Genomic DNA, 17,864 nt, shown 5'->3' on the forward strand with positions numbered 1-17,864 from the left:
CATCAAAACGGGCGTTTGATCGCAAGGTCAGGCGCCCTTTTTACTTTAAAGTTATTTTGGGTTTGTTCTTCTGCACCTGCCCGCCAATTGGCCGGGGGTCCAGGCGCAGTGAGGTGATGGGTTTTATTCGGTGCCCTTTCGGGAATACTCAGGATAAACAAATCACATTAGAGACACCAATTTATTCGAAATGTTTCTAAATTCCTATGGGCATGCCGTCTTTGTCCAGGGATTGCTGGGCGGATTCGAGTATTTTCACCACCTCTAGTCCGTCCTGGCCGTCGGTCAGTGGAACTTTATTGTTGGTAACGCAGTCGATGAAGTGTTTGCAGAGCACATTGAGCGGTTCGGTTAGTTTGAGGTGAGGAATAATTATGTCGCCGAACCTGAGCGATATGTATTCGCCGTAGGTTTCGTATTTGGTCTCTTTGCTGGCGCCTTTGTCGTAGATTTTTATCTTGTCGGTCGCCTCGGTATCGTCAAACACCACCATTTTCTTGGAGCCGACTATTGTTAGCCGCCGGACTTTGTGCGGGTCCAGCCAAGAGATATGGATGTGGGCTATCTTTTTGCTCTTGAATCCCAGGGTCATAAAGACGACGTCGTCGATGTTTTTTTGGAGATAAGCCTCGCCCCGGGCCGAAACCGATACGGGCGTTTCGCCCAGCAGGTAATTAATCACGGCCAGGTCGTGCGGAGCGAAGGACCACATGGCGTTTTCATCGGCCCGGACCTTGCCCAGGTTCAGGCGCTGGGAATATAAATAATAGACTTCGCCGATGTCGCCGGAGTCTATCAGGTTTTTCAGATACGTTACGGCCGGGTGGTATTTGAGTAAATGTCCGACCATTAGGACCAGTTTTTTGTCGCGGGCCAGATTTACCAACTTCTGGGCCTCGGCGGATTTTAATGTAAATGGTTTTTCCACGTAGGTGTGTTTACCCTTGAGCAGGGCCGCCTCGACCATTTGGTAATGCATTACTGCCGGGCTGGCGATGACCACGGCGCTGATGTCTTTGTCGTCGAGCACCTCGGCCAGTTTGGTGGTGGTGCTTACGCCCGGATAGGCGGACCGGACGTTCTGGAGCCGTTTCTCATCGGTGTCGCAGACGGTTTTGAGGTGGGCGTTTTCCAGCTGGCTGAAATTGCGCACCAGATTCTTGCCCCAATCTCCGGAACCGATTACCGCGATATTAATCATAATCTGCTTGATAGTTTATCTTGACTCCGGATAAAATCAATATAATTTTAGGTATTTTTAGACATCTAAAATTAATTAGCACGGAGGATAACTATGAAAACCGATCAAGACGCCAAAAAGATTACCGACCGAATTATCAAATTAGCCAAGACTTACGGCCAGGCGGACATTATCCTGGTTTCCGGCAGTTCGTCGCTGACCCGTTACGCTGATAACGTTATTACCCAGAATGTGCATGAAGACGAAATAACGGAAGTAATAATCCGGCTGATAAAGAAGTCCGGCAAATCGTCCCGGGTGGTGGTTAACCAGATGGACGAGGGTACCATCAAGCAGGCGCTCAAGCGCGCCAGCGATATGGCCGATTGCCAGAAGAGCGCGGAGCCAAACCGATTGGAGCTGACGTCGCGCCAGAAATACGAGAAGGTGGACAGCTATGTCGAGGCTACGGCCCGGCTTTCGCCGGCCGACCGGGCCCGGTTAATCAAGGAAGCCATTATCGAATGTAAACAACGAAACCTGCGCGGGTCTGGCACTTATTCCAACGGCGTGTATTCCATTACTGTAGCCAATTCTAAAGGTATGTTCGCGCATCACCTGTCCACCTCAGCTGAATTTGCCATTACCTGCCTGTCCAGCGACAGTTCGGCCCGGGCCACCAAGAATGCCAGGGATGTCAATGAGATTAACACGGTCCAGCTGGCCCGGACCGCGGCGGATAAGGCTATTAAAGCCCAGAATGCCGTGAGCGTTCCGGCCGGGCCGTATACCGTAGTGTTGGAGCCGATGGCTTCGGTGGAATTTCTGTTCTTTATGGCTTTTCACGGATTCGGAGCGCTGTCTTATCAGGAAGGACGCAGTTTCCTGTCCGGGAAAATGGGCAAGAAGGTTATGGGAGAGAACATCAACATTAGTGACGATATCTACCATCCTATGGTTCGTGGCATGCCGTTTGACTTTGAAGGTATGCCCAAGAAGAAGGTTTTATTGATTGAGAAGGGTGTAGCCAAAGGAGTGGTTTATGACCGGCTGACCGCCAAAAAGGCCAAAACCCATTCGACCGGGCATGGACTGCCCCAGCCGAATTCTCACGGGCCGCTGACCAGTGCGTTGGTACTGCATCCGGCCGATTCATCCGTGTCCGAGATGATTGCCTCGACTAAGAAGGGACTGCTGGTGTCGGAATTCCATTATACCAACGTGCTCGACCCGCTGAAACTTATTATTACCGGTATGACTCGCAACGGCGTTTACCTGATAGAGGACGGAGTGGTCACCAAGGGTGTTAAGAATATGCGGTTTACCGAAAGCGTTTTGTCGGCTCTTTCTAACGTGGAGTTGATAGCCCGCGACGCGGAATTGCAGAAAGGGTTTTTCGGCAGTGGCGGCTTTGTCGCCCCGGCACTGAAGGTTGATAACTTTAATTTCTCAAGCGAGACTAAATTCTGAAGTAAGCGGATTAAGAAGGTTTAAAGGATTTAATTAATAATTATCCGAAGGGAGTCTATTATGCGAGATTTAACTAACACGGCACTTAACATTGCCAACAGCCGGGGGGTAAACTATGCGGATATTAGGATCATCCGGTTTAATAGCGAAAATATTCATGTGCGTAATTCGCGTATCAGCACTTTAGACAACAACGAATCTTTGGGTTTTGGGGTGCGGGTGCTCATAGATGGTGCTTGGGGATTTGCCTCGAGCAGTCAGGTGACCAAGGCGGAAATAGAAAAGATAACCGCACTGGCCATCAATATCGCCCAAGCCAGCGCCATGCTTAAGAAAGACGACGTCAATCTGACTCAGGAGACGCCGGCCGTTGATCTGTGGCAGACTCCTTTTGTGATTGATCCCTTCAGCGTGCCTTTACAGGAAAAACTGGGGTTGCTTTTTGAGATAGACCGCGTTCTGCGGAAGAATAAAAAGGTCAAGGTAGCCATGGGTGGTATGGCGTTCCTGCGCGAGCACCAGTGGTTCGCCTCGACCGAAGGAAGTTTTATCGAGCAGGTGCTTCTCAGGAGCGGCGCGGGATATTCGGCTACGGCCGTAGGCAATAACGATACCCAGGTCCGTTCTTATCCGACATCGTTTGGCGGGCAGTATATGTGCATGGGTTATGAGTTGATAAAGAGCTTGAACCTGCTGGAGCACGCCGAGCAGACCCGTGATGAAGCAGTGGGACTGTTGACGGCCGCACCCTGTCCGAGCGGGAAGCTGGATCTGATTCTGGGCGGACCGCAGCTGGCTCTACAGATACACGAATCGGTCGGCCATCCGACCGAACTGGACCGGGTTTTGGGAATGGAGGAAAGCTTCGCTGGGCGGAGCTTCCTGACCCCGGATAAATACAAGAATTTCCAATTCGGTTCCGAGTTGGTAAATCTGGTGGCGGACGGGACGGTGCCGGGAGGTTTGGCCACTATTGGCTATGACGATGACGGGGTCAGGGCTCAAAGATGGCACCTGGTCAAAAACGGAATGTTCTGCGGCTACCAGACCAACCGGGAAGTAGCCCTGAAGATAGGCGAAAACAAGAGCCGCGGCTGTTCCCGGGCCGAAGGGTTTACGCGCATACCCATCGTTCGTAATAATAACATTTCGCTTATGCCGGGAAAATGGACGCTGGATGATTTAATCCGCGACACCCAGCACGGCGTCTATATGGACACCAATAAATCCTGGAGTATTGACCAGATGCGGTTGAATTTCCAATTCGGCTGTGAAATTGGTTGGGAGATAAAGAACGGCAAGAAAATCCGGATGGTTAAGAACCCCAACTACCAAGGAATCACGCCAGAGTTTTGGAATTCTTGTGACGCCATATGCGATGACAAGCACTGGGTGCTCTGGGGCGTGCCCAACTGCGGCAAGGGAGAGCCGATGCAAACGGCCGAGATGTCGCACGGTACGGCGCCGACCAGATTCCGCAAGACCACGGTTGGAGTCAAGACCAAGTAAGCGGGAATAAGCCGGATTGATTGGGACAGGCAAGAACAATTCTTATCAGGTCTTTTTCCTGAGAATTTCCAGGAGCAGTTTTCGCTGGAATACCAGCGCCAATACGCTGTAACAAACGACTCCGCTGCCGACCATCATTGAAATCCGCCCGGTTTCACGGACGAGTTCATCGCTGGGCAGGGTTTTATTCATTACCAGATAGCATACCGCGCTCATTATCAGGCTGAAAATAACCGGCAATACTGATGATTTTACGGCGTGCCAGAAGAACGAGCTCCGGGTAATTTCCGGCACGGAGGCGTTTATCCGTTTTCCCAGGATATTAAGAAGCATCACCAGGTTAATTACCGCCGAGATTGTGGTGGCCAGCGCAATGCCGCCTTCTTTGAGGAACTGGACCAAAATCAGATTAAGGACCAGGTTGGCCAGGACCGTATATATGCCCACCTTGACCGGAGTGCGCATATCCTTGAGCGAGTAAAACGCTCGGTTGACTATCTGGACCGAGCTGTATGCCCAGATACCCAGCGAATAGAACAGCAATACCGCGGCGGTGCGGTCGATATGCTCCATAGAGAATGACTTTATCTTAAACAGCCCGTTGGGCAGGACGTAGAAGGCCCAGTGTATTAACGGTTGTGCCAGAACCACCAGGCCGATCGAGGCCGGGATGCCCACAAAAAGGACCAGAGCCAGTGAATGATTGAATTGTTTGGCCATGCCCTTGATATCTTTCTTGGCGACGTATTCGGCCAGGAGCGGGAAGATGACCGTGGCCAGCGACACGCCGATAAGCGCGAAGGGGAATTGCATAAGCCGGTTGCCGAAATAGAGTGCCGATATGGCGCCCGGTTCGGGCACGAACCCTTTGGCGATGATGTAATCGACCAGGAGATTTATCTGGAACACGGCCAGCCCGAATATGGTCGGGCCCATCAAGCGCAGGACTTCCCTAAACCCCGGGTTTGAAAGGTCCACCGCCGGTTTGTATTTTATTTTGTACGCCTGGAGCGCCGGCAGTTGGATGATGACCTCCATAATTCCTCCGGCAAGTATGGCCCAGGCCATAATGATGACTTTATTTTCGTCCGAGGTATCCATCCTCGAGGCGACTACGAAACCGCCTATCCAGAAGATATTCAAAACCACCGAAGCCAACGCTGGCATGGCAAAATGTTTGAGCGAGTTAAGAATGGCCTGAAAAAGGGCCACCAGGCAGATAAGCGGCATATAGGGAATCATTATGCGCAGAAGCTTGAACGACATCATCATGAATTCACTCTGCCGGAACGAGGGAATGATGAGCGGAAGAACCAGCGTGGCAACGATGATTGCCGCGGAAATCAGCGCCAGGAATCCGAATAGGATCGTGATGACGATACTGATGAAACGCATCGTTTCTGAGGCCTCTTTATTATGTATGTACTGGCTGAAGGTGGGGATGAAGGCCGCCGAAAGTGCGCCTTCGCCGAAAAGCCGGCGGAACAGGTTGGGAATGGTAAAGGCAAAGATAAAGGCGTCCCAGGCCACGCCGAAAAAGCCGGTGCAGAGCATGTCACGGACAAAACCCAGTATCCGGCTGAGCAGTATGCAAGCGCTGATTACCCCGGCTGAACTGATTATCGATTTCATATGATTATAAGGCGCCTTATATACATTTTTCGGCGTTGTTAACCGCCAGCTTGAATAAGCGACAGGAAGGATTCCTTGACATTTGGCTTATTCCAAGATAAACTAATCCGTTATTTGTTGATGTCTTACTGTCAAGAAAGGAATATCTATTATGAAATTTGCCACCAAAGCGATTCATTCGGGCAACAAGCGCGATGAATCTACCGGCGCTATTGCCGTGCCCATCTACCAGACCTCGACCTATATCCAGGATGCGGTTGGCGTGCATAAGGGATTTTGCTATTCCAGAACCGGTAATCCCACCCGGCAGGCGCTGGAATCGAACCTGGCCATGCTGGAAAGCGCTAAGTATGGGCTGACTTTCGCCAGCGGCCTGGCCGCGGTCAATACGGTCATGAATTTGCTTAAGACCGGCGACCACGTCGTTTCGGCCAACGACCTTTACGGCGGAACCTACCGCATATTTACCAAACTGTTTGTTAATTACGGGCTGACTTTTGACTTCGTCGATGCGACCAATTTGAATAATATCACCAACGCCATCAGGCTCAACACCAAAGTCCTGTGGCTGGAAAGCCCGTCCAATCCGCTTCTTAAGGTGACCGACCTGCGGGGTGCTATTGCCATCGCCAGGAAACACCGGATTCTGACTGTGGTGGATAACACCTTTGCCACGCCCTATCTCCAGCAGCCGATAACGCTGGGTGCGGATATTGTCCTGCAAAGCACCACTAAATACCTGGGTGGGCATTCGGATATCATCGGCGGCGCGTTGATGACCAACAACGCCGGGCTGTACGAACGTCTCAAGTTTTTTCAGAACGCGGTCGGCGCCGTGCCCGGGCCGTTGGATTGTTTCCTGACCTTGCGCGGCACCAAGACGCTGGCGCTCCGGATGGAAAAGCACTGCACTAACGCCATGGCCGTGGCTAAGTTCCTGGCCAAACATCCCAAAGTCAACAAGGTTTATTATCCCGGACTGCCCTCGCATCCAGGCCATAACATTGCCAAACGCCAGATGACCGGATTCGGCGGCATGGTTTCATTTGAGGTCAAGGGCGACGCCAAAAAGACCAAGCGGATTGCTGCCTCGACCAAATTATTTGCCCTGGCCGAGAGTCTGGGCTGCGCCCGCTCTTTGATAAATCATCCGCCTTCGATGACCCACGCGTCGGTTCCGCCCGAAGTCAGGAAAAGGATCGGAATAAACGATAATCTTGTACGCTTGTCGGTTGGCATAGAAGATTCGCAGGATTTAATCAACGACCTGAAACAGGCGTTGAAATAATTTATGAAACAGATTAATATCGGACTGCTCGGCTGCGGCCAGGTCGGGACCGGGATGGTTCAACTGCTCGGCCAGCAGAAGGAATTTATCGAGAATCGCACCAGATTGCGCCTGTCTATTGTCCGGACGCTGGTGCGCAGTTCCGGCAAGAAACGGCCGGTCAGGGCGCCGGGCATAACCACCGACGTCAACCGCATACTGAAAGATAAAAACATTGATATCGTGGTTGAGCTTCTGGGCGGGCTGGAGCCGGCCCGGTCTTACATAATCCAGGCGCTCCGGTCCGGGAAAAACGTGGTTACCGCCAACAAAGCCGTGTTGGCCCATCACGGCGTTGAAATAATGGATGCCGCGGCCAAAGCCAAACGTCATGTTTATTACGAAGCCGCCGTCTGCGCCGGTATCCCGGTCATCCGCTCCATCAAGGACGGATTGCTGGCCAATCATATCGGGCTGATTATGGGCATCCTTAATGGCACGACTAATTATATTCTTACCCGGATGGCCGAGGATAATCTTAGCCTGGCTGATGCGCTTAAATTGGCCCAGGCCAAAGGTTTTGCCGAACCTGACCCGACCATGGATATCCGCGGATATGACGCCGCCCACAAGCTGGTCGTGCTGGCCGGCCTGTCGTTCGGCATCAATGTCCGGCCCGGCCAGATTTATACCGAAGGCCTTACCGGCATCGAGACTGAGGACATCAGGAACGCCACGGAGTTTGGATATGTCATAAAGCTGTTGGCCATCGGGCGCGAAGTATCCGGAAACAGGATAGAGCTCAAGGTTCACCCGACCATGATACCCAAGGTGCATCCTCTGGCCGCGGTGCGCAACGAGTTCAACGCCTTGTACCTGAACGGCAGCGCCGTCGGGCCGATGATGTTTTACGGCAAAGGCGCCGGCCCGCTGCCCACAGCCAGCGCCATAGTTTCCGATATTATCGAAGTGGCTACCCAGCCCCAAGCTGAAGCATTACCCATTGGCTGGGGCAATAAGCGGGTTATGCCCATGGACCTGACCGTTTCGGAGCATTACCTGCGTTTCCCGATAAAAGACAAGCCCGGAGTCATCGGAAAGCTGGCCACCATCCTGGGCAAATATGGCATCAGCATCTACGGCGCTACGGCGTCGCTGGTGCCGGTCAAGAAAGACCTGGGCAATGTCCGGATCCTGACCAGGAAAACCACCGAAGCCCAGATAAAAAAAGCGGTAACCGAAATCAACCGCCTGTCCATAATGCGCGGACGAGCAGTGATTATTCGGATTGCCGAATGACGGCCAAAGAATATGAAAATCCTGACTCATCCGCATCCGGCCCTGAAGCGTAAGGCCCAGCCGGTCAAGGAAATAAATAAGCGGCTGGTTAAATTCGTCCGGGCTATGTTTGATACCATGTACAAGGCCAACGGCGTCGGCCTGGCCGGTCCGCAGGTCAACTTCCCCTTTGCCGTGGCCGTGATTAACCTGACCCGTAAACCGGCCGACGAAATCGTCCTGATAAATCCTAAAATTACCAAGGCTTCGGGCGCGCTTATTTGCGAGGAAGGCTGCCTGAGCCTGCCGGAGTTTACCGCCAAGATAAAGCGCAGTAAGAAGATTGTTTGCGAGGCGCATGACCTGACCGGCAAACGGTTCGCCATCGAGGCCGAAGATATCCTGGCCCGGGCTGTCCAGCACGAACTGGACCATCTTAACGGAGTCCTGCTTCTGGATCGAATGGAAAAAAGTGAGACTGCTAAATAATTTAAATAAATGCTCCCGGATAAAATCTCCGGTCATCACCTGGGGCATATTTGACGGAGTTCACCTCGGGCACCGGGCGCTCATCGGGGCCCTGGTCGCGCGCGCCCGGAAATCCAAACGGCCGTCGCTGGTCATTACTTTTGATGAACATCCCAAACGCGTTCTCTCGGATTCCAGCGAGCCGCTTTACATCACATCCATCGCTCATCGGTTGCTCCTGCTCGAACAATTGGGCGTTGACTATTGTCTGGTCCTGCCGTTTACCCGGGAGTTCAGCCGGATGTCCGCGGTCGGATTCATAAATAATATCATTCTTGAAAAACTCCGCCCGTCCGGAATAGTCCTGACCCGCGACACGGTTTTCGGACATAATCAGGACGGCGGCCTTAACCTGCTCCGGAAAATGGCGCCGGTTGTTCCTCTGTGGATTGTCCCGCCCAGATTTTATAAGAAACATATTATCAGCAGCACGCTGATACGCCGGGCTATACAGAAAAACCGGCTGGCTGACGCCCTGGCGATGCTCGGACGGCCGGTCAGCATCTTGGGCACCGTGGTACACGGCGACCGGCGCGGACGGACCATCGGTTTTCCCACGGCCAACCTCGACCCGCACCACGAAATATTACCGCCCAACGGGGTTTATGCCGGCCGGACCGGACTGACCGGTAAAAAAGATTACCGCGTTCTGGTAAATATCGGTACCCGGCCGACTTTCCATCGCGCCGGACGGGTAACCATCGAGGTTTACATCCTGAATTACCGCGAGCCGAGTAAAAATTCGCTTTACGGGATTGATATCGAGGTGCAAATACTGAAATTTCTCCGGTCCGAGAGAAAATTCGGCTCATCCCGGGCTCTGGTCAAGCAGATTTCCCGCGATATAAAGAACGCTCTCAAAGGAAAATAATCCGGCGCTGATTAATGGAATAAAATATTTTAATAAAATAATATTTTTTCTTGACACCACTATTAATTGGGTTATACTGGCCCCGGTTTACTACCTGTAGTGTTATAAGGAGTTTTTGTTAAACAACCGAAATTTAGATACCCGGTCAAGGCGGTTTCAAATATAGCCATTATCAGCCCTTGTATGTTTATGCAGGGGAACAGATTTCAGCCTCGTTTATGGCGGGTTTGAAATATGTAGTCTGTTGATGCTGTGTTTGCTCCCTCTTGTGTCCCGGGCGCGTCAAAAGGAGAGGGTTATGGCTACTTCGCATCGTCCGGCGGTGCAGAATAACGAAGACCTGCACGATTCCGCCAATCTTTCATTCGATTTCAGCAACCAGAACAAAACGCCCATAGCGCCCAAGTTCAACCCCAACGCCTTGACCGTTCTTTACCGGCGCTACTTGATGAAGGACGCCGAGGGTAAGACCTGCGAGACGCCCGAAGGCATGCTCCATCGCGTGGCTAAGAACATCACCGCGGTCGAGAAGAACTTTAACCCCAACGCTGACCTTAAGAAGTGGGAAAACACCTTCTACGACATTATGGCCCGCCTCTGGTTTGTGCCCAATTCCCCGACCCTGATGAACGCCGGACGCGAGCTCCAACAGCTCTCGGCCTGTTTCGTCCTGCCGGTGGGTGATTCCATCGACAGCATCTTCGAAGTGGTCAAGAACGCGGCGCTTATCCACAAGAGCGGCGGCGGCACCGGTTTTTCATTCACCAATATCCGGCCTAAGAACGACCTGGTCAGCACCTCGCATGGTTTGTCCTCCGGCCCTATTTCGTTCATGAAAGTATTCAACGAGGCGACCGAAGCCATCAACCAGGGCGGATTCCGGCGCGGCGCCAATATGGCCATACTTAATTACAACCATCCTGACATTATGGAATTCGTCACCTGCAAGCAGGATGAGAAACAGCTGAATAATTTCAACATCTCAATTGGCATTACCGAAGAGTTCATGAAGCTGGTCGAGAACGATGAGGAATACGACCTGGTCAGCCCGCGCAACAAGAAACCGGTTTGCAAGATTAAAGCCCGCAAGGTCTTCGACCTGGTAACCGAAAAAGCCTGGCAGTCCGGCGAGCCGGGCATCGTCTTCATGGACCGGCTCAACAAGTATAACCCCACTCCCAACGCCGGGATGATTGAATCAACTAATCCTTGCGGCGAACAACCGCTGTTGCCTTACGAGTCCTGCAACCTTGGTTCGATTAACCTGGCTCAGATGGTCAGCGGCCAATCGTCCAAGCCGGAAGTGGATTGGGACCGCATCAGGAAGGTGACCCACCTGGCTACCCGGTTCCTGGACAATGTTATCGAGGCCAACAAGTATCCGCTCCCGATGATAGAAAAGATGACCAAATCCAACCGCAAAATCGGCCTGGGCATCATGGGCTGGGCCGATATGCTCATACAGCTGGATATACCTTACAATTCCGAACTGGCGCTGACTCTGGCCGAGGAGGTTATGAAGTTTATCGATACCGAATCCAAGGTCGCCTCGCGCCAGCTGGCCGTCGAGCGCGGCGCTTTTCCCAACTTCCGTGGCAGCGTTTACGACAAGCGCTCCGAGCCGCCTATCCGCAACGCCACCACCACCACCATCGCGCCGACCGGCACCATCAGCATCATCGCCGGCGCCTCGTCCGGCATCGAACCTCTTTACGCCGTTTGCTATACCCGCAACGTTATGGACGGCACCAAGATGCTCGAAGCCCATCCGATATTCGAAGCTATGGCCAAGAAACAGGGATTCCATTCCGAGGCGCTCATGAAGAAAATCGCCTCGTCCAACAGCATCCAGAACATCGAAGAAATCCCCCGCGAAGTGCGCGAGGTGTTCATCACCGCCCACGACGTGGCTCCGGAATGGCACATAAAGATGCAGGCCGCCTTCCAGAAATATACCGATAATGCCGTGTCCAAGACCGTCAATTTCCGCAACGAAGCCACCAGGGAACAGGTGGCCGAGGTTTACTTCCTGGCTTACAAGCTCGGCTGCAAGGGCGTCACCGTCTATCGCGACGGCTCGCGCGGACAACAGGTCTTGAGCACAACATCCGAGACGACCGCTAAACAGACTACCGACCCGGAGGCAGAACAGGCTCCATTCTCGGCACAGCCCCGTCCCCGGGCCGAGATTATCTTCGGCTCCACCCGCAAGGTCAAGACCGGTTGCGGCAACCTATATGTAACCATCAACTACGACGAAAACGGGCGTCCATTCGAACTGTTCAGCGCCATGGGCAAGGCCGGCGGTTGCGCCGCGTCGCAGACCGAAGGTCTCTCGCGCCTAGTCTCGTTCGCGCTGCGTTCCGGCGCTGATATCAAGGAAGTCGTCAAACAGCTCAAGGGAATTTCCTGCCATTCGACCTCGTGGGGCAAGGGCGGCAAGATACTCTCCTGCGCCGACGCCATCTCCAAAGCGCTCGAAGAATCGACCAATAACGGCTGGAACGGGCCGGCTGCCTCGACGGCGTCGCCGGTAAAGCCGGAAACACGCCAGGCTCCCGCACCGGCCAAGCCCCAGACCGGCGGCACCGGCCGGCGGGTGACCAAGTCCGAATCATTAAAGAAAGGCGCCTGCCCGGATTGCGGCGGTATCCTCTCATACGAAGAAGGCTGTATGGTCTGCCACGACTGTGGCTATTCTGAGTGTGGTTAGTGCCGCTTCGAACGAAGTGAGTTAGCGGCACGTTATCCCCGAGCGATAGCGAGCAGGATTAGAAACATAGATTAAATTAAGTAAGTCGATTAAATAGATTTAACCAAAACTGGTGGTTTTCTAATATGCCATATCAGCTTAATCCGCTTACTTATTAAGGAGTATCATATGTTATTGCCATACCTGAACAAGACCGAGATGAAGGCCATCGATAAACTCAAATCATTCCACGGCGGCGCCAAGGCCATTGACAAAGCCATCCAGGACAAACGCCGTTACCAATACCGGGCCAAAGTGGCCGGCCAGAAAGGGTTCAGCCAGGTCCTGTCCGAAGCCGAAGGCCTGGCCAATAAATTCCCCAAGGTGGCGCAATACATCGTGGAAAATAACGTCAGGGCTTCCAAAAAAGGCACCGCCACCACCCAGGTCTCGGCCTGGCAGGGATACAAGGTCACTTTCGAGGCCATGAAATATTTGGCCAAGCGCGGGGATACACTCCTGCCGCTGGAAATGATTTCGGTCATGCCGCTCAACGACGACTACGTCTACGGCGGCGACCTGATAACCACCCTGGCTATGTGCGAAAACATCATGGGTGGCCATTTCTGCGCCTCATCGTTCCTGAGCACGCCCATCGCCGCCAAGCATTTTGACAATATCCATAAGGCCACCGGAGTCAAGATTGCCACGGCCGACGCCGGCAACGGGCTTAAGGTCCCGGTCATCAACAATATGGGCACGGTCTTTGGCAACATCTGCGGCGTCGAGGTCGGCAACGACAACCACCTGGTCTATCTGGACAGCATCACCCGGACCGGCCTGGAAACCGGCGCCTCGTTCTTCCTGAACCCCAGCTGGTCCACCATCGTGGCCGCCTGCTACTATGGCCGCGACATAAAGAACTTCACCTTCAAGGTCTCGATGTTCCTGTCCGCCCAGAACCTGATACAGTTCCGGATGCTGCTCAACATCATCAAGACCTACCTGCGCAAGGACAAGACCAGCCCCATCCGCGAAATCAACATCGGCAACGCCGTCAGCCCGGAGAAGTTCATCGAATGCCACCAGATACTCAAATCAGCCGGCATCAAGAACCTGTCGCTGACCGCGCATATCCGGATAAACACCGACCTGGGCCGGCCCGATTTCAACTGGTTCGATAACGCCGTCAAGGTCCTGGACAGCGGGCACGATATGACCATCAAATACGAATCCGACGGCGAATGCGCTCCGGACGACACCATCGCCACCTACTTCCTGTCCCGGGCCGACCGCGAAGCCAAGGCTGGCATCCTGGGCGAGGTCCTGGCCCGCAAGGTTATGCGATGCGATAAAGACGCCAAGGCCATAATGAACCTGGGCCATCCGGCCCTGTTTGCCGGGCTTTCCCAGCTGGACAGCTATTGGTTCACCGAGCGGCGTAAATAGAACTAAATCCGCGCCCGCCCTGTCCGAAGGCTAAGTGTTTACCGCAAAGCACGCGAAGAAAATTTAATAAGGAGGCCAGGAACCCAAGAGTATAGCTCCTGTCCTCATGGTCTCCTTATAGAAGCTATCCGCGAAAATCTGCGTACCATTTCCCTTGCCTTAAGGTTTAATTATTCTTGCCAAACACAAAACCCTTGTTATATTAATGGCTTATTTATTATTCGTTACAGAGTTTCTCAGTGTTCTCTGAGGCTCTGTGGCAAAGGAGGTCCGATTTATGCCAAGAGAAAGAGTAACCATACCCTACCTGTACGCGCTGCGTGAAAAAGGCGAAGTCATTTCCTGGTTGACCTGTTACGACTACCCGTCGGCCACGTTTATGGAACAGGCCGGAATCGAGATGATTCTGGTGGGTGATTCGGCCAGCATGGTGGTGCACGGCAACGACTCGACCATGCCCATCACCATGGACATGATGGTCGTCCACGCCAAGGCGGTGCGCAAAGGCTCGCCGTCCGCATTCGTCATCGGCGATATGCCCTTCCTGTCATACCAGGTCAGTGCCCAGGACGCGGTCTTTAACGCCGGCCGGTTCATGAAAGAGGCCGCCTGCGATGCCATCAAGCTGGAAGGCGGCGTGCGCATCGCCGACAAGGTCCGGGCCATCGTCGACGCCGGTATCCCGGTCATCGGCCATATCGGCCTGACGCCCCAGTCATCCTCGATGCTGGGCGGATTCAAGGCCCAGGGCAAAGACGCCCGCTCGGCCAGGCTGCTCATCGAAGACGCCAAGGCGCTGGAAAAGGCCGGAGCCTTCGGCATCCTGTTGGAATGCGTGCCCACCCGGGTTTCCGAATACATCAAAAAGAGCGTCAACTGCCTGATATTCAGCATCGGCGCCGGCAATGTCGCCGACGGCCAGCTCCTGATAATGCACGACATCCTCGGGCTGTACCAATGCTTCACGCCCAAGTTCGTCAAGCAATACGCCAACATCGGCAACATCATGCTCGAGGCCTTCAAGAGCTACGCCAGCGAGGTTAAGGCGCATAAATTCCCCGAAGACAAGCACGCTTTTACCATTTCACCGGCCGAACTCAAGAAGCTTGAAGAGGAGCTGGGAAAATAGACCGCGGATTATTTCGGGCTTTCGCGGCGGAACGCGGTTCGGCCGTCTTTGAGGCAAAACCACTGGAGCAAACTGATTTTATCCTTAATGTTTGGTTTTTAACTTGACTTAGCCTCGTTCATAAATAACATACCGGCCATGGATAAACGGACCATCAAGATACAGCCCTTCAAATCCGCTGAAGAATTCCGGGCTTGGTGGGACAGCGATGAAACCAAGAACGCCGACCCCAAACTGCTCCGGGAGCATCCGCTGGTCAAGCCTTGGCTGGAGCAGGAATCCGTCCGCAAAAATGACGATGCCGCTGGACAAACTTTCGGCAAATACCGGCTAGAGCGCAAGCTCGGCCAGGGCGGCATGGGCGCCGTCCACCTGGCTTATGACAGCATTCTCAACCGGCACATCGCCATCAAGACGCTCATTCTCGAAGACATTGAATCGACCGCCCGCTTCATGCGCGAGGCCCGGGCTACCGCTAACCTGAAGCATGCCAACATCATCAACGTCTACGAGGCCGGCGCCGTGGGCAAGACCTACTACCTGACCATGGACTATATCGAAGGCGCCTCGCTGGCCGACCTGATAACCGATGGCGATAAATCGCTTACGCCCAAAAGCATCGCCCGCATCATCCGTGATATCGCCCTGGCCCTCGATTACGCCCATTCGCAGAATATCATCCACCGGGACATCAAACCCGGCAACATTCTTATAGACAAGTCCGGCAAACCGTACCTGACCGACTTCGGGCTGGCCAAACAACTTAACGGGCTTGACCGTTCCCTGACCATGAGCGGCTCGACCGTCGGCACGCCCGACTATATGTCGCCCGAACAGGCCCGCGGTGAAAAAGAGAAGGTCGACCGGCGCTCCGACGTCTTCTCCCTCGGCGCCGCACTTTACCACGCCCTTACCGGACAACTGCCGTTTCCGGGCGCGGAACTCTACGACGTCCTGTCGAATGTCGTCAACAAAGAACCGGCCCTGCCCAGTTCGGTCATAGTCGTGCACAAGGACCTGGAAACCATCTGCCTTAAATGCTTGGAAAAAGAACAGCTGCGCCGCTACCAGACGGCCGGGGAATTAGCCGATGACCTGAACCGGTATATCGAAGGCGAGCCCATCCTGGCCCGGCGCGTCTCGTCCGTAGCCCGGCTCTGGCGCAACGTCAAAAAGCACCGTATCGCCGCCATCGGCCTGGCCTCCACCAGCCTGTTGCTTCTGGCCTTTGGCGTCTGGCAGTTGGTGAATCACATCCAGACCGGCCAAAAGCTGGATATCTATAAGTTTGAGGCCCAGGCCCTCTTCGATGAAGGCAAATACAACGATTCCCGGGTAATGTGCGAAAAAGTACTGGAATTAGCCGGTTATAACATAGAAATCGACCAGCTCAAGGACCGTTGCCTGGCCGAAATCCGCAAACGTGACCGTGACATCGCATCGCGCCAGGAACAGCTCGACATCAGGACCAAGGCCAAGGCTATGCTCGACCGGGCCAAGCAGTTTTACGAACACAACGAGAAAATAAAAGCCGCCCAGCAGGCCCTCATCATAGACCCCACCTACGCCGAGGCCTGCCAGTTCATCGCCGACACCTACAACCACATTGACGAATTCGAACAAGCCTATAAATATTACGCCCGGGCCGTGGAAATCGAGCCGACCTTGACATACGCCTATTTCCAGATGGCCACCATACTCAACGTCTACTACAATAAGCCCAAGGAAGCCGCAGCCAAATTGGAGCAGGTCCTTAAATATGACCCTGACAGCGCCGGCGGCTACTACGCCCGCGGTGATATGGAACGCGAACGCGGCAACTACGAACAGGCCATAAAATATTTCTCCAAATCGCTCGAACTCAAGCCTGACTCCTATTACACCTGCTATATGCGCGGCTACAGCTACTCCTCCATCGGTGATTACGCCAAAGCGCTGGAAGATTATAGCCAGTCCGTCAAGCTCGACCCCGGCTATGCCGGCGCCTACGACGCCCGGGCCAGTGTTTATCACCGCCTCGGCCTGGACGAACAGGCGCTGGCCGACCTGGACACCGCCATAAAAATCAAGCCCTCCGTGGCTTACCTTAGCTATGTCAACCGGGCCGAGATTTATAGGTCCAAAAAAGACCTGCCCGGGGCCCTTGAAGATATAGACCGGGCCTTGAAAATCAAACCCGACTACGCCGAGGCCTACAACATCCGCGGCTTGGTCCGGACCGATATGTTCAACTACCAGGAAGCCATCGACGATTATACCGAAGCTATCCGGCTCGACCCGTACTCGTCCGAGGTCGGGTACGTCAACCGGGCCGAGACCTACAAGCAGATGGGAAAACCAGACAAAGCACTCGAGGATTTAAACCGGGCCGTCGAGATGTCCAAAAAAAGCGCCAGCCGCGCCTTGTATCTTATTTACCTGGGCCGGGGCGAGATTCACCTGTTTCTCAATAACTTCGATAATGCCCTGGCCGATTTTGACGAGGGCATCCGGCTCAACCCCAAATACGCCGACCTGCACAACGCCCGGGGTATGGTCTATTACGAAAAAGCCAAGATGCTTGGCATCGCCGGCAAGGACTACTCCGAACCGTTAGAAAAATCCCACCGGGACTTTGACCGGGCCATCGAGCTCAAGCCCGATTTAGCCGAGGCCTACATCAACCGCAGTCGTATCTATGCCCAGAAGGGACAGTTCAAGCTGGCCATCGCCGACGCCGAAACCGGGCTCAAGCTCGACCCCGACATACTCGGCGCCGGCTTTGTGAAAATATCGCTGCAAGAGTGGAGCGAAAAGCTCCGGAACCAGCAGGGAAAGTGAACGTAGCAGTACGTTATAGAAATTATCAGCGTTTATCTG

General features: G+C 53.8%; 12 protein-coding genes. 10 read left to right on the forward strand and 2 right to left on the reverse strand.

Annotation, left to right across the window (positions count from 1 at the left end; all coding sequences use genetic code 11):
- Positions 1 to 196: 196 nt before the first annotated feature.
- Entirely contained in the window at positions 197 to 1,201 is a 1,005-nt protein-coding gene (locus WC980_04655; protein ID MFA5794341.1) for a Gfo/Idh/MocA family oxidoreductase, read from the reverse strand.
- A 93-nt stretch (positions 1,202 to 1,294) separates the two neighbouring features.
- Here WC980_04655 and WC980_04660 point away from each other — a divergent pair, with 93 nt between their 5' ends.
- Positions 1,295 to 2,650, forward strand: coding sequence for a TldD/PmbA family protein (locus WC980_04660; protein MFA5794342.1), 1,356 nt, complete (start codon positions 1,295 to 1,297; stop codon positions 2,648 to 2,650).
- A gap of 60 nt (positions 2,651 to 2,710) precedes the next feature.
- Positions 2,711 to 4,159, forward strand: coding sequence for a TldD/PmbA family protein (locus WC980_04665; GenBank protein ID MFA5794343.1), 1,449 nt, complete (start codon positions 2,711 to 2,713; stop codon positions 4,157 to 4,159).
- A gap of 45 nt (positions 4,160 to 4,204) precedes the next feature.
- On the opposite strand, the gene murJ is transcribed toward WC980_04665, so the two are convergent.
- On the reverse strand, positions 4,205 to 5,791 hold the full coding sequence (gene murJ, locus WC980_04670; protein ID MFA5794344.1) for a murein biosynthesis integral membrane protein MurJ: 1,587 nt from the start codon (positions 5,789 to 5,791) through the stop codon (positions 4,205 to 4,207).
- 151 nt (positions 5,792 to 5,942) lie between these two features.
- On the opposite strand from murJ, the gene WC980_04675 reads away from it, so the two are divergent.
- The 8 genes from WC980_04675 to WC980_04710 all read left to right on the forward strand — a co-directional run bounded on the left by WC980_04675 (position 5,943) and on the right by WC980_04710 (position 17,825).
- A complete protein-coding gene (locus tag WC980_04675; protein MFA5794345.1) occupies positions 5,943 to 7,079 on the forward strand; it encodes a cystathionine gamma-synthase in 1,137 nt (378 codons plus the stop codon).
- 3 nt (positions 7,080 to 7,082) lie between these two features.
- Positions 7,083 to 8,357 carry a homoserine dehydrogenase gene (locus WC980_04680; protein ID MFA5794346.1) on the forward strand — a complete coding sequence of 425 codons (1,275 nt, stop codon included), beginning with the start codon at positions 7,083 to 7,085 and terminating at the stop codon, positions 8,355 to 8,357.
- 12 nt (positions 8,358 to 8,369) lie between these two features.
- Complete coding sequence (def, locus tag WC980_04685) at positions 8,370 to 8,825, forward strand: peptide deformylase (protein ID MFA5794347.1); 456 nt, start codon at positions 8,370 to 8,372, stop codon at positions 8,823 to 8,825.
- Positions 8,809 to 9,735, forward strand: coding sequence for a riboflavin biosynthesis protein RibF (gene ribF / locus WC980_04690; GenBank protein ID MFA5794348.1), 927 nt, complete (start codon positions 8,809 to 8,811; stop codon positions 9,733 to 9,735). Before def ends, ribF begins: the two co-directional genes overlap by 17 nt.
- A 298-nt stretch (positions 9,736 to 10,033) precedes the next feature.
- On the forward strand, positions 10,034 to 12,448 hold the full coding sequence (locus tag WC980_04695) for a vitamin B12-dependent ribonucleotide reductase (GenBank protein ID MFA5794349.1): 2,415 nt from the start codon (positions 10,034 to 10,036) through the stop codon (positions 12,446 to 12,448).
- A 168-nt stretch (positions 12,449 to 12,616) separates the two neighbouring features.
- Complete coding sequence (locus WC980_04700) at positions 12,617 to 13,876, forward strand: hypothetical protein (protein MFA5794350.1); 1,260 nt, start codon at positions 12,617 to 12,619, stop codon at positions 13,874 to 13,876.
- A 277-nt stretch (positions 13,877 to 14,153) separates the two neighbouring features.
- Positions 14,154 to 15,005 carry a 3-methyl-2-oxobutanoate hydroxymethyltransferase gene (gene panB, locus WC980_04705; GenBank protein ID MFA5794351.1) on the forward strand — a complete coding sequence of 284 codons (852 nt, stop codon included), beginning with the start codon at positions 14,154 to 14,156 and terminating at the stop codon, positions 15,003 to 15,005.
- Positions 15,006 to 15,143: 138 nt separating this feature from the next.
- Positions 15,144 to 17,825 carry a tetratricopeptide repeat protein gene (locus WC980_04710; protein ID MFA5794352.1) on the forward strand — a complete coding sequence of 894 codons (2,682 nt, stop codon included), beginning with the start codon at positions 15,144 to 15,146 and terminating at the stop codon, positions 17,823 to 17,825.
- Positions 17,826 to 17,864 lie beyond the last annotated feature (39 nt).

This window comes from Candidatus Brocadiia bacterium, assembly GCA_041658285.1.
Taxonomy (GTDB): domain Bacteria; phylum Planctomycetota; class MHYJ01; order JACQXL01; family JACQXL01; genus JBBAAP01.